The following is a 12,512-nucleotide window of genomic DNA, read 5'->3' on the forward strand; positions in this document are numbered from 1 at the left end:
AAAGAGATGTCACGGCAGGCGTTGACAGCCTGCCGTGAGGGCGATCAATTTTTCTCAGGCGGGAAAACGAGGTTCAGAACAATCGCGGTGATACCGCCTGCCGCAATGCCGGAAGAGAGCAGGTTTTTCACCCAGTCCGGGGCAAACTGCAGGATCAGCGGTTGCTGTGAAACACCCAGACCCACGGCCAGCGACAGGGCAATGATCATGATGGCGCGGCGGTTCAGCGGTTCGCGGGAGACGATACGTACACCAGAAGCCGCGATGGTCCCGAACATCACCAGCGTTGCGCCGCCCAGTACCGGTTCAGGTATATGCTGCACAAAACCGCTTACCGCCGGGAACAGGCCGAGGACGATCAACATCAGCGCCACCACAAAACCAACGTAGCGGCTGGCAACGCCAGTCAGCTGGATCACGCCGTTGTTCTGGCCGAAGCAGGAGTTCGGGAAGGTGTTGAAGACCGCAGAGACAAACGAGTTCAGGCCGTTCGCCAGCACGCCGCCTTTCAGGCGTTTCATATACAGCGGGCCGGAGACCGGCTGCTCGGAGACATCAGACGTGGCGGTGATATCGCCAATCGTCTCCAGCGAGGTGATCATAAAGACCAGCATCAGCGGCAACAGCAGACCCCAGTCAATGCCCAGGCCGTAGTACAGCGGCGTTGGAATGGTGATCAGCGCACTGTTGGTCTGCGGGGTGTTCTCCGGCAGCATACCCAGCGTCCAGGCCAGCAGATAACCGGCCGCCATGGCGATCACCAGCGATGCCACACGCAGATACGGGTTACGCTGACGGTTAAGCAGAATAATGATTGCCAACACCACGCCGGCCAGCAGCAGGTTTTTCGGTGCACCAAAAGTGTGGTCGCTCATTGCCGCATAACCGCCACCGATGGAGGTCAAGCCAACCTGAATCAGCGACAGGCCAATGATCATCACCACCACGCCGGATACCAGCGGCGTGATCACGCGACGCGCCAGGTGCAGTACCCGGGAGATCACCATCTCGGTGCAGCTGGCCAGCATCAGCGTGCCAAACAGCGCCGCCATCATGGTCGGAACATCCGCACCGCCGGTTTTGAGGGCTGTACCGCCCATGATCAGCGGTGCGACGAAGTTAAAACTGGTGCCCTGGATCGACAACAATCCAGACCCCACCGGGCCCCACGCTTTAATTTGAATAATGGACGCCACGCCGGAGGCAAAGAGGGACATACTGATGATGTGCTGTGTATCCTGAGCCGGTAAACCAAGCGCCTGGCAGATCAGCAGCGCCGGGGTGATCACCGCAACGAACATAGCCAGCAGGTGTTGGCAGGCGGCAAAGAGCGTCTGAGGAAGAGGCGGACGGTCTTCAAGGCGGTAAATCAGTTCGCTATTTTGCTTCTGCGCAATCGGTTGCGCATCGGGAGACTCAAGGGTGTTAACGGACATCGGCGGCAATCCCACGGTGGAAAAGCGGGCATTTTATCTGACCACCTGGTAAAAGCAAACGATTGCCAACAAAAAAAGACAAGAAAATCTGCCGCTGTGAGCAGGTTTTCTACAACCCATGGGGAAAAAAAATTACACTTTTTGCGCCGGCGGCTCATGACGAGCGCAAGCCGGCCCAGGATAACGCCGCGTGTGTATGGAACACGCGCATAACAGGAGCCTTTTATGATTCATCTCGATACGTTGTCGACCCTTGTTGCCGCAACGCTGGTCTTACTGCTTGGCCGTAAGCTCGTACACAGCGTTTCCCTTCTGAAGAAATACACCATTCCTGAACCTGTTGCCGGCGGACTGCTGGTGGCGCTGGCCCTGCTGGTGCTGAAGAAAAGCATGGGCTGGGAAATTGATTTTGATATGTCCCTGAAAGATCCGCTGATGCTGGCCTTCTTTGCCACCATTGGCCTGAATGCCAACCTGGCGAGCCTGCGGACGGGTGGCAAAGTGCTCGGCGTATTTCTGATCGTGGTGGTAGGGCTGCTAGTGATGCAAAACGCCATTGGTATCGGGATGGCCACGCTGTTGGGCCTGGATCCGCTGATGGGGCTGCTGGCCGGATCAATCACCCTCTCTGGTGGCCACGGTACCGGGGCGGCGTGGAGCAAGCTGTTTACTGAGCGCTACGGCTTTGAAAACGCCACCGAAGTGGCGATGGCCTGCGCCACCTTCGGTCTGGTGCTGGGCGGCCTGATCGGCGGGCCGGTGGCGCGGTATCTGGTGAAGCACTCTGGTACGCCAGACGGAAGACCGGACGATGAGCTGGTGCCCACTGCCTTTGAAAAACCCGACGTCGGACGCACCATCACTTCGCTGGTGTTGATTGAAACTATCGCGATGATTGCCATTTGCCTGACGGTGGGCAAAGTGGTTGCGCAATGGCTGGCAGGTTCAGCGTTCGAGCTCCCGACGTTTGTGTGCGTGCTGTTTGTTGGGGTGCTGCTGAGTAACGGTCTGGCGCTGATGGGCTTCTACCGCGTATTTGAACGTGCCGTATCGGTGCTTGGCAACGTCTGCCTGTCGCTGTTCCTGGCGATGGCCCTGATGAGCCTCAAGCTCTGGGAGCTGGCCTCGCTGGCGCTGCCGATGGTGGCTATTCTGGCCGTTCAGGCGCTGTTTATGGCGTTCTACGCCATGTTTGTGACCTGGCGCATGATGGGCAAAAACTACGATGCAGCAGTGCTGGCGGCGGGGCATTGTGGGTTTGGTCTGGGGGCAACGCCGACGGCTATCGCCAACATGCAGGCGATCACCGAACGTTTTGGGCCTTCGCATATGGCGTTTCTGGTGGTCCCGATGGTCGGGGCGTTCTTCATTGATATCGTCAACGCGCTGGTGATCAAGCTTTACCTGATGCTGCCGATGTTTGCCTGAGATCAGGCGTTGGAATAGCGTTCGGTTTCCGGCATCCAGCGCTCAATTAACGCTGCCGCCTGTTCGGGGTAGCGCTCATGAATATGGCGTGCGAGGCGCTGAACTTCGGGGATCATGGCCTGATCGCGCAGTAAATCCGCCACTTTGAATTCGGCATTACCCGTCTGACGCGTGCCCAGCAGTTCGCCTGGGCCGCGGATCTCCAGGTCTTTTTGTGCAATCACAAAACCGTCGTTACTGTCGCGCAGCACCTGCAAACGCATCTGTGCGGTTTTCGAGAGCGGTGCTTTGTAGAGCAGCACGCAGTGAGAGGCGACAGCACCGCGGCCAACGCGGCCGCGCAGCTGATGGAGTTGCGCAAGGCCAAGACGCTCCGGGTTTTCGATGATCATCAGGCTGGAATTGGGCACGTCTACGCCGACTTCAATCACCGTTGTGGCAACCAGCAAATGCAGTTCACCCTGTTTGAACGACTGCATCACCGCCTGTTTCTCAGTAGGCTTCATCCGCCCGTGAACCAGACCCACGTTCAGCTCGGGCAGCGCCAGCTTCAGCTCTTCCCACGTCGCTTCCGCGGCCTGCGCTTCAAGCAGTTCAGACTCTTCAATTAACGTGCAGACCCAGTAGGCCTGACGGCCTTCGTGAGTGCAGGCGTTGCGCACGCGGTCGATGATATCGCTCCGGCGCGTGTCCGGAATGGCGACCGTGGTGACCGGTGTACGGCCCGGCGGCAGTTCGTCGATGGTCGATGTATCGAGATCGGCGTAGGCGGTCATTGCCAGGGTGCGCGGGATAGGTGTGGCAGTCATGATCAGCTGATGCGGGTGGAAGCCCTGCTGCAGCCCTTTCTCCCACAGCGCCAGACGCTGGTGTACACCGAAGCGGTGTTGTTCGTCGATAATCACCAGGGCAAGACCATTAAACTGCACCTGCTCCTGGAAAATCGCGTGCGTGCCGACAATCATCTGTACCTGACCGCTGGCAATGGCGTCCTGTTGTGCCTGACGCGCTTTACCTTTTTGCTTCCCGGCAAGCCAGCCCACTTCAATCCCAAGCGGGGCAAACCACGCGCGGAAGTTATTAGCGTGCTGTTCAGCCAGCAGTTCAGTGGGGGCCATTAGCGCCACCTGTCTGCCATGGGCAATCGCGCGCAGGGCTGCCAGGGCTGCAACCAGCGTTTTACCGGAACCCACATCCCCCTGAACCAGGCGCATCATGGGCACATCAAGCGCCATATCGCGTTCAATCTCGGCCGTGACGCGTGCCTGTGCACCGGTGGGTTTAAACGGCAGGGAGGCCAGCAGCTTATCTTTGAGTTCATCTCGCGGGCTTAAGGGCTGGGCATGAAAACGCTGCGCGCCCGCCCTTACCGCCAGCATGCTCAGGTTATGAGCCAGTAATTCCTCAAGGATAAGACGCCGTTGAGCGGGGTGTTTGCCGCTTTCCAGGTCGCTAAGCTGCAGGGTTGGCGGCGGGCGGTGCAGGGTGCGCAGCGCCTCGGGCAGACTCATCATGCCCTGAGCCAGCTCAGGCGGCAGTAGCTCGGTAATGGCGCAGGTATCCAGCAGTTCCAGCGCCTGGTCGGTGAGTTTACGCAGCGTTGCCTGCTTGATGCCTTCGGTCGTCGGATAAACCGGGGTCAGGGTCTCCTGCAGCTCCGGTGTGCTCAGATCTCCCTGAACGCGATACTCCGGGTGGATCATCTCTGCGCCGTATTTCCCGCGTTTGGCTTCACCATAGGCCAGCACCCTGCGGCCGGTCGCAAGGCTGTTTTTCATGGCCGCATTGAAGTTGAAAAAGCGCATGGTGAGAATGCCGGTGCCGTCGCTGATCTGACAGGTCATCATCCGGCGTCCGCCAAAGGTGATATTGCAGTTCAGTACTTCGCCTTCAACGGTGGCGTAAATGGCAGGCAGCAGATCGCCAATCTTATAGAGTTGGGTACGGTCTTCATAACGCAGGGGGAGATGGAGCAGGAGATCCTGCACGGTGTGCAGGCCAATTTTTGCCAGTTTACTGCTTTGCGCCGCACCTACGCCCGTCAGGCTATTGAGCGGTATGGCATCCAGCAGACGGCCTTTCATCGGTTACCCTGCGTACTGCATGGTGGCCCACCACTCGGCATCGGCTTCAATTTCGCCCTGCGCGTTGACGTGGGGGTAAGGCAGTTTTTTCTGTTTCGCGACGCGAGCCAGCACCGGGTAACCACCTTCGAACAGCAGGCGCTGCTGCTCCTCTTCCGGCAGCATGCTGTTGCTGCGCTTGTACATACCCGCGTTCTGACGCTGGCGCTGCGCTTCATAGAGAATGAGCGCAGAGGCCACGGAGACATTGAGAGACTGCACCATGCCGATCATGGGGATGATGATATCCTGATCCGCCAGATCCAGCGCTTCCTGGGTGATCCCGGTTTTCTCCTGACCCATCAAAATACAGGTCGGGCGGGTGTAGTCGATCTCACGAAAATCGACGGCTTTTGCGGACAGGTTAGTGGCCAGGACCTGCATACCGCGACCTTTCAGGTGCGATACGGCTTCGCCAATAGTCTGGTGGGTTTTGACAGACACCCAGCTGTTACTGCCTGCGGCAGTTGAAGCCATGGTTCGCATGCGGGCACCCGGCCAGACGGCGTGCACTTCATGCACGCCTACGGCGTCTGCGGTACGGACAATTGCAGAGACGTTATGAGGTTTGTGGACCTGCTCCATGCAGACCGTCAGGTCAGGCTGACGCCTGGCGAGCATTTCGCAGATACGCTCGTAACGTTTTGAATTCATAAGTCTAGTTTCGGTTACGGGTGACTTTAATCACGTCCGGCATCACGCGGATCTTGCGCATAATGTTCGCCAGATGCACGCGGTCACGGGCGGTCAGACGAATAAAGGCGCTGTAGACGCGGCCATCTTTCTCTTCCGTGTTCAGGCTCTGAATGTTGGAAGAGGCCGTATTGATTGCTGCCGTCAGGTTCGCCAGGGCACCCTGGTGGTTGAACATATCCACCTTAATTTCGGTGATAAATTCCTGTGCCGTCTCTTTATCCCACTCGACTGCCATGAACTTCTCCGCCTCTTTTTGATAACCGCGGATGTTACGACAGGATTCGTGGTGGATAACCAGCCCTTTACCCGGACTGACGTGCGCAATAATCGGGTCACCCGGGATAGGACGGCAACATTTCGCGAAGGTGATAAGTACGCCGTCCGCGCCTTTGATCGGCAGATGACCGTGGCTTTGCGTCGTCGTCGGGATCGCCGTGGTATCACCCTGCTGCAGGTTCTTCGCCACGACCACGCTCATGGCGTTGCCGAGACCGATTTCTGCCAGCAGGTCATCAAGCGAGGCGAGCTTCATGCGCTCCAGCTCACGCTGAATGTTCTCTTTCGGGATTTCAGCCAGCTTACGGCTACCACCCAACGCATGGTTGAGCAGACGACGCCCCAGGCTGACAGAATCATCGCGCTTGAGGTTTTTCAGCAACTGGCGAATTTTGGCGCGTGCTTTGGAACTCACGACAAAGTTCAGCCAGGCCGCGTTCGGACGTGCGCCCGGTGCGGTAATAATTTCCACCGTCTGGCCGCTGGAAAGCGGCTGAGAGAGCGGATAAGGCTGCCTGTCGACACGCGCGCCCACGCAGGCGTGGCCGATATCGGTATGCACGGCGTAAGCAAAGTCGACCGGCGTAGCGCCTGCTGGCAGTTCGACAATGCGGCCTTCTGGGGTGAAAACGTAAATCTCATCCGGGAAGAGATCGGATTTAACGCTCTCGATAAATTCAAACGAGCTACCTGCACTCTGCTGCAGCTCCAGCAGGCTTTGCATCCAGCGCTGGGCGCGGATTTGTGCGGTTGTACTGCTTTCGCCACCGTGCTCTTTATAAGCCCAGTGTGCAGCCACACCCATCTCCGCCATCTGGTCCATGTCTTCGGTGCGGATCTGCACTTCAACAGGCACGCCGTGTGGACCGATCATCGAGGTGTGCAAAGATTGATAGCCGTTCGCTTTTGGAATGGCGATGTAATCTTTCATGCGCCCTGGACGCGGTTTGTACAGGCTGTGCATCTGGCCCAGCACGCGGTAGCAGGTATCAGAGTCGTGGACGATCACGCGGAACGCGTAGATATCCATGATCGAATGAAAACGCTGCTCTTTGAGCACCATTTTGCAGTAGATGGAGTACAGATGTTTTTCGCGACCGCTGACGCGGCACGGAATTCCCGCTTCCTGTAAACGCCCTTCAATTTCAGAGAGGATCTTTTGAATCATCTCTTTACGGTTGCCGCGTGCGGCTTTCACCACCTCTTTAATCACGCGATAGCGGTTCGGGTATAACGCTTCAAAACCCAGCTCTTCCAGCTCGGTTTTAATGTGGTGGATACCTAAACGGTGCGCCAGCGGACTGTAGATTTCGAGGGTTTCACGGGCAATGCGGCGACGTTTGTCCGGGCGAAGTGAGCCCAGCGTGCGCATATTGTGGGTACGGTCAGCAAGTTTGATAAGAATGACGCGGATATCCTGCACCATCGCCATAATCATCTTGCGAAAGTTTTCGGCTTGCGCCTCTTTCTTGTCGCGGAATTTCAGCTTATCAAGCTTAGAGACCCCTTCCACCAGCTCGGCAACGCTTTTGCCAAACAGCTGTTCCATATCCTGGTAGGTGGCAGGGGTGTCTTCGATCACATCATGCAGCAGGGCAGCCATCAGCGTTTCGTAGTCGAGTTTCATCTCGGCCAGAATACAGGCCACCGCTACCGGGTGCGTGATATAGGGTTCACCGCTTGAACGTGCCTGGCCCTCGTGAGCGTCACGTGCAACGAGATACGCCTGCTGAAGACGCTTAATCTGGTCTTCAGGCAGGTAAGTTTGAATCAGTTGATTCAGGCTTTCAAACAGATACAAGGGCGACCCGCAGGTTTAATTAACGACGACCTTCAGCAATGGCGGTTACGGCCTGCAGTTCTGCGGCTTCCTGCTCTTGCTGCTCCTGGCGCTCACGTACGTCGAGGATCTGATTGTTGATCAGACCTTCTTCGATTTCGCGAAGTGCAATAACGGTAGTTTTATCGTTTTCTTCCGGTACCAGCGGATCTTTACCGCCTACCTGCATCTGACGAGCGCGACGCGCGGCGACCAGCACCAGGTCAAAACGGTTACCAATTTTCTCTACAGCGTCCTGAACAGTTACGCGTGCCATACTTAAAATGCTCCACAGGTGAAGAAATGACTGGGCATGATACTGAAAGTGGGTTCAGTCTGCCAACAGTTTGGTGATTAATGCGTCATGTCGCTGCTTCTGGCGGCTCATACGCAAGCGTTCTGCGCGAAGAATGGTTTTGAGATCGCTCAGCGCGGCATCAAAATCATCATTCACAATAAGGTAATCATATTCCGCGTAATGGCTCATTTCTGCAACTGCCTGCTCCATACGCCGGGCGATCACTTCCTCGCTGTCCTGACCGCGGCCACGCAGTCGGCGATCCAGCTCATCTTTCGATGGCGGTAAAATAAAGATACTGCGTGAATCAGGCATTTTCTTGCGAATCTGCTGTGCGCCCTGCCAGTCGATATCCAGGAACACATTTACGCCCGTGGCCAGAACCTGCTCAATGGTTTCACGCGAAGTGCCGTAGTAGTTACCGAAAACTTCTGCGTGTTCAAGAAACGCGTCTCTGCCAATCATCGCTCTGAATTCATCGTGATCAACAAAGAAATAGTGTTCACCGTGCACTTCACCCGGACGCGGTTTACGCGTGGTGTGAGAAACAGAAACCTGTGTGTCGTACAACGGTTGGGTTTTTAACAGTGCCTGAATAAGGCTGGATTTACCCGCGCCACTAGGGGCAGAAACAATATAAAGCGTGCCTTGAGCCATGAGAGTCTTTTGTATGTGTTAACGAAGAAGTCCTACATACGGGCTTATTATACACGTCGCCGCTGTGTGACGTAGCCTTTGTCACACTTTTTCCCCTGCATTATTGAATTTTGCGCGCCGTTTTCAGGTTTTACAGCTGTTTTGCAGCAATAAAAATAAACCTCTGACAACGCCTCGCAGAGTGAAAGATTGCCATTAGCACGGTTTTCCGCGTCGGGTTATACCTCCACCAACGTAAAGGAGGGGTGGCGATGTGGCGATGGATGAGCGGATTAATGCTGTTGTGGTGCGGCTACGGTGCGGCGGTGTGCCCCGTGTGGTCTCAGGCAAAAGCAGAGAAAGAGATTGCGACGTTGAGTGCGCAAGTCAAACGCTGGGATGATGCCTACTGGAAGCAGGGCGTGAGCGAGGTGAATGACGACGTCTATGACCAGCTCAATGGCCGTTTAAAGCAGTGGCAGCGCTGCTTCGGCGATATACCTTCTGAGGAGGCCTTACCGGTTCTTACGGGGAGCGTAAGACATCCTGTTGCCCATACGGGAGTGCATAAAGCGGCCAGTAAAGAAGAGCTACGCCAGTGGATGCGTGGTCGTGACACTCTCTGGATGCAGCCAAAAGTCGATGGGGTGGCAGTGACGCTGGTGTATCGCGACGGAAAGTTAACCCAGGCCATCAGTCGTGGTGATGGGCTTAAAGGTGAAGACTGGACTGCACAAGTGTATTTAATTCCCGCAGTGCCCAAAAAAGTGACCGGAGCGCTGACCAACAGCGTCTTACAGGGAGAGCTTTTTTGGTTACGCGACAACCATCTTCAGCGACAGATGGGGGGAATGAACGCACGGGCAAAAGTGGCGGGCGCGATGATGCGGCAAAAGGACAGTCCGCTTCTGAGCCAGACAGGGATATTTATCTGGGCCTGGCCGGATGGGCCGAAAGTGATGTCGAGTGCGCTGTCTGAGTTATCTAAAGCCGGCTTTTCCCTGACGGCGCGTTATACCCTGCCTGTACAGACTGTTGATGCTGTCGAGAAACAGCGCTCGACGTGGCACAACACGGCATTACCCTTTGCCACGGACGGCATTGTGGTGCGGTCCGCGGATGCTCCTCCCGGCGAAAACTGGTTGCCCGGAGAAGGCAGCTGGGTCGTCGCATGGAAATACCCCCCGGTCGCACAGATTGCCGAAGTAAGAGATATTCATTTTGCCGTGGGGCGCACGGGAAAAATCTCGGTCGTGGCGGCGCTGGTCCCTGTCCTGCTGGATGATAAGCAGGTACAACGGGTCAGTCTTGGGTCCGTTGAACGCTGGCAAAGGCTGGATATTGCGACGGGTGATCAGATACAGGTAAGTCTGGCCGGGCAGGGTATCCCGCGGTTCGATAAGGTGGTCTGGCGGGGGGAAGAGAGACAAAAGCCCACACCCCCGGCCTCGCATTATCATGCGCAGAGCTGTTTTTACGCCTCGCCGGCGTGTATGGAGCAGTTCTTTGCCCGCCTGAAGTGGCTCAGTTCAAAGCACGTGCTGAATATTGAAGGAGTCGGTGAGTCAGGCTGGCGGGCGCTGCATCAGGCGCATCATTTTGAACATATCTTCTCATGGCTGACATTAACGCAGGCGCAGCTGCAGTCTACCCCGGGGTTTTCCGCAGCACGCGGGCTGGCGCTCTGGCATCGCTTTAATCTGGTACGTGAGCGACCCTTTATTCGTTGGATCATGGCATTGGGTGTTCCGCTGACGCAGGCCTCGCTAAACGCTATGGGAGACCTGACGTGGCAGAAAATGCGTGAGCGTAACGCAGCAGACTGGCAGGCACTTCCCGGCACAGGAAAGGAGAAAGCCCGGCAGCTCGTTGCGTTTATTCATGATCCCGGCATTGCCGGCCTGGTTGCCTGGCTCGGCAAGCAGGGAGTGCAAGGATTCTGACATGCGCTTGCTGTCGCTTATCGCGGATAAACGCCGCTATCTTATCGGGGAGAATAGATAGCGGCCAGTCAGTGGGTGTCCTGAGTGTAATGAAACACGGGCAGTCCCAGTTTCAAGCGCAGCGCAAGCAAGCGAGCCGTGAAGCCAAATAACAAGGTGGCGATGACCACGACGTCATGGCTGGAAACATAATGCTGTAAAGCGATATACAGAACGGCTGATGCAAAGGATATCCCGGCGTAGAGCTCTTTTTGAAAGACCAGGGGAATGCGTTTGCAGAACATATCGCGCAGTACGCCGCCAAATACGCCCGTCACGACTGCGGCAATAGTGGCAATCACCGGGCTTTCGCCCATATCCAGCGCAATTTGTGCCCCGATGATGGAGAACACGACCAGGCCCAGAGCATCAAGCACTAAAAACAGACGTCGAAGATGGGGCATTACAGGAGCAAGGATAGTGGTCAGCACTGCGGCGACAGCCACGATGATGATGTACTCGGGGTGCTTAACCCAGCCGAGAGGGTAATGCCCCAGCAGGATATCACGTACCGATCCGCCTCCCAGTGCGGTGGCGGTAGCAATAATGATGACCCCAAACGTATCCATACGACGGCGTCCGGCAGCGAGTGCACCGGTCATGGCTTCGGCAGTGATCCCGACGAGATAAAGGATATGTAGCAGCATGTGTTCCCCCGATATTGAGGGCAATAGGGTAGCGTTTTGTGCGGTCTGTCACGATTTATTTTTTCTTGTGTGAGGGTGTTAGCCTTATTTTTGGTAATGACTGAACGTTGTTTGGCTGGGTGTGATGGCGATAAACGGTAATTTTCACATTACAATTACTCATGTTATAGGCGTTTGCCGCCGATAGCCTGTTCCGATAAAAAAATGGCCCCTGAACGGGGCCATGATGAGAAAGCGGCTTGAATAAAGCGTTACTCGATATTCTGGATCTGCTCGCGCATCTGCTCAATCAGCACTTTCAGTTCAATGGCGGAGTTGGTCACTTCAGCATTGATCGACTTAGAGGCCAGGGTGTTCGACTCGCGGTTGAACTCCTGCATCATAAAGTCGAGGCGACGCCCTACAGCTTCTTTCTTCTTCAGGATGTTGTAAGTCTCTTTAACGTGCGCTTCCAGACGATCCAGCTCTTCGGCGACGTCAATGCGCTGTGCCATTAGCACCAGCTCTTGTTCCAGACGGGTATTTTCCAGCTGAACTTCCGCTTCTTCCAGTTTGGCCACCAGGCGCTCACGCTGCCATTGCAGGACCGCAGGCATGTGGGTGCGGACTTTAGCCACTTCGGTGGTCACGCCTTCCAGACGCTGCTCAATCATCGCTTTGAGGGCCTGGCCTTCAGTTTCGCGGGCAATGATAAAGTCATCCAGCGTGCTGTCGAGGGCACTGAGAATTTCTGCGGCAATCGTGTCCAGATCCTGCTCACCGGCGGCCATGACGCCAGGCCAGCGCAGAATATCGACCGGGTTGATTTCCCCTTCATCGCTTTGCATCTTGACCCAGTTCGCTGCAGTAACGAGCTGTTTCGCCAGTTTTTCGTTGAGGATCAGCTCACCCTGGGCGCTGGCATCAGGCTCAAAACGCAGGTTACATTCCACTTTACCGCGCGTCAGACGAGCACGGATACGCTCGCGCACAACAGGTTCAAGGCTGCGGAACTGCTCCGGCATACGGAAATACGTTTCCAGGTAGCGCTGGTTTACCGAGCGCATTTCCCATGTAGCGCTACCCCAGCTACCCTTGATTTCACGCCGGGCGTAGGCGGTCATACTGCGGATCATAGACATTCCCGTTTTTAAAGGAGAGATGGGGGGATTATAGCTTTCGGGGGCTTCTC

The 12,512-nt window shown here is 56.1% G+C and carries 10 protein-coding genes; 2 read left to right on the forward strand and 8 right to left on the reverse strand.

Annotation, left to right across the window (positions count from 1 at the left end; all coding sequences use genetic code 11):
• Nucleotides 1-44 precede the first annotated feature (44 nt).
• On the reverse strand, nt 45-1,436 hold the full coding sequence (gene xanP, locus AM379_RS08495) for a xanthine/proton symporter XanP (RefSeq protein WP_047742746.1): 1,392 nt from the start codon (nt 1,434-1,436) through the stop codon (nt 45-47).
• Nucleotides 1,437-1,661: 225 nt separating this feature from the next.
• On the opposite strand from xanP, the gene gltS reads away from it, so the two are divergent.
• Complete coding sequence (gene gltS / locus AM379_RS08500) at nt 1,662-2,864, forward strand: sodium/glutamate symporter (RefSeq protein ID WP_014168040.1); 1,203 nt, start codon at nt 1,662-1,664, stop codon at nt 2,862-2,864.
• Between the two features lie 2 nt (nt 2,865-2,866).
• Here the strand turns inward: gltS and recG are convergent, their stop codons facing one another.
• From recG to gmk, 5 genes are read right to left on the reverse strand one after another with little or no spacing between them, the layout of a single operon-like run.
• Nucleotides 2,867-4,948: an ATP-dependent DNA helicase RecG gene (recG, locus tag AM379_RS08505; protein WP_020882696.1), complete on the reverse strand. Its 2,082-nt coding sequence runs from the start codon at nt 4,946-4,948 to the stop codon at nt 2,867-2,869.
• Nucleotides 4,949-4,951: 3 nt separating this feature from the next.
• Nucleotides 4,952-5,641 carry a tRNA (guanosine(18)-2'-O)-methyltransferase TrmH gene (trmH, locus tag AM379_RS08510; protein WP_014168042.1) on the reverse strand — a complete coding sequence of 230 codons (690 nt, stop codon included), beginning with the start codon at nt 5,639-5,641 and terminating at the stop codon, nt 4,952-4,954.
• 4 nt (nt 5,642-5,645) lie between these two features.
• Nucleotides 5,646-7,760, reverse strand: a complete 2,115-nt coding sequence (gene spoT, locus AM379_RS08515) for a bifunctional GTP diphosphokinase/guanosine-3',5'-bis pyrophosphate 3'-pyrophosphohydrolase (protein ID WP_014168043.1) — start codon at nt 7,758-7,760, stop codon at nt 5,646-5,648.
• A 19-nt stretch (nt 7,761-7,779) separates the two neighbouring features.
• On the reverse strand, nt 7,780-8,055 hold the full coding sequence (gene rpoZ, locus AM379_RS08520) for a DNA-directed RNA polymerase subunit omega (protein ID WP_000135058.1): 276 nt from the start codon (nt 8,053-8,055) through the stop codon (nt 7,780-7,782).
• A gap of 54 nt (nt 8,056-8,109) precedes the next feature.
• On the reverse strand, nt 8,110-8,733 hold the full coding sequence (gene gmk / locus AM379_RS08525; protein ID WP_014168044.1) for a guanylate kinase: 624 nt from the start codon (nt 8,731-8,733) through the stop codon (nt 8,110-8,112).
• Between the two features lie 251 nt (nt 8,734-8,984).
• On the opposite strand from gmk, the gene ligB reads away from it, so the two are divergent.
• Entirely contained in the window at nt 8,985-10,655 is a 1,671-nt protein-coding gene (gene ligB / locus AM379_RS08530) for an NAD-dependent DNA ligase LigB (RefSeq protein WP_106503606.1), read from the forward strand.
• A 68-nt stretch (nt 10,656-10,723) separates the two neighbouring features.
• Here ligB and AM379_RS08535 read toward each other — a convergent pair whose 3' ends face one another.
• Nucleotides 10,724-11,341 carry a trimeric intracellular cation channel family protein gene (locus AM379_RS08535; RefSeq protein ID WP_020882694.1) on the reverse strand — a complete coding sequence of 206 codons (618 nt, stop codon included), beginning with the start codon at nt 11,339-11,341 and terminating at the stop codon, nt 10,724-10,726.
• A 251-nt stretch (nt 11,342-11,592) separates the two neighbouring features.
• Nucleotides 11,593-12,456: a YicC/YloC family endoribonuclease gene (locus AM379_RS08540; RefSeq protein ID WP_020882693.1), complete on the reverse strand. Its 864-nt coding sequence runs from the start codon at nt 12,454-12,456 to the stop codon at nt 11,593-11,595.
• Between the last annotated feature and the right edge of the window lie 56 nt (nt 12,457-12,512).

This window comes from Enterobacter cloacae complex sp. FDA-CDC-AR_0132 (assembly GCF_003010695.1).
GTDB lineage: Bacteria > Pseudomonadota > Gammaproteobacteria > Enterobacterales > Enterobacteriaceae > Enterobacter > Enterobacter ludwigii.

Bases quoted from the DNA above. Each gene is read 5' to 3' on its own strand.
- ligB (WP_106503606.1), top strand. From the start codon at position 8,985: ATGTGGCGATGGATGAGCGGATTAATGCTGTTGTGGTGCGGCTACGGT.
- AM379_RS08540 (WP_020882693.1), bottom strand. From the start codon at position 12,456: ATGATCCGCAGTATGACCGCCTACGCCCGGCGTGAAATCAAGGGTAGC.
- AM379_RS08535 (WP_020882694.1), bottom strand. From the start codon at position 11,341: ATGCTGCTACATATCCTTTATCTCGTCGGGATCACTGCCGAAGCCATG.
- xanP (WP_047742746.1), bottom strand. From the start codon at position 1,436: ATGTCCGTTAACACCCTTGAGTCTCCCGATGCGCAACCGATTGCGCAG.
- gmk (WP_014168044.1), bottom strand. From the start codon at position 8,733: ATGGCTCAAGGCACGCTTTATATTGTTTCTGCCCCTAGTGGCGCGGGT.
- trmH (WP_014168042.1), bottom strand. From the start codon at position 5,641: ATGAATTCAAAACGTTACGAGCGTATCTGCGAAATGCTCGCCAGGCGT.
- rpoZ (WP_000135058.1), bottom strand. From the start codon at position 8,055: ATGGCACGCGTAACTGTTCAGGACGCTGTAGAGAAAATTGGTAACCGT.
- recG (WP_020882696.1), bottom strand. From the start codon at position 4,948: ATGAAAGGCCGTCTGCTGGATGCCATACCGCTCAATAGCCTGACGGGC.
- gltS (WP_014168040.1), top strand. From the start codon at position 1,662: ATGATTCATCTCGATACGTTGTCGACCCTTGTTGCCGCAACGCTGGTC.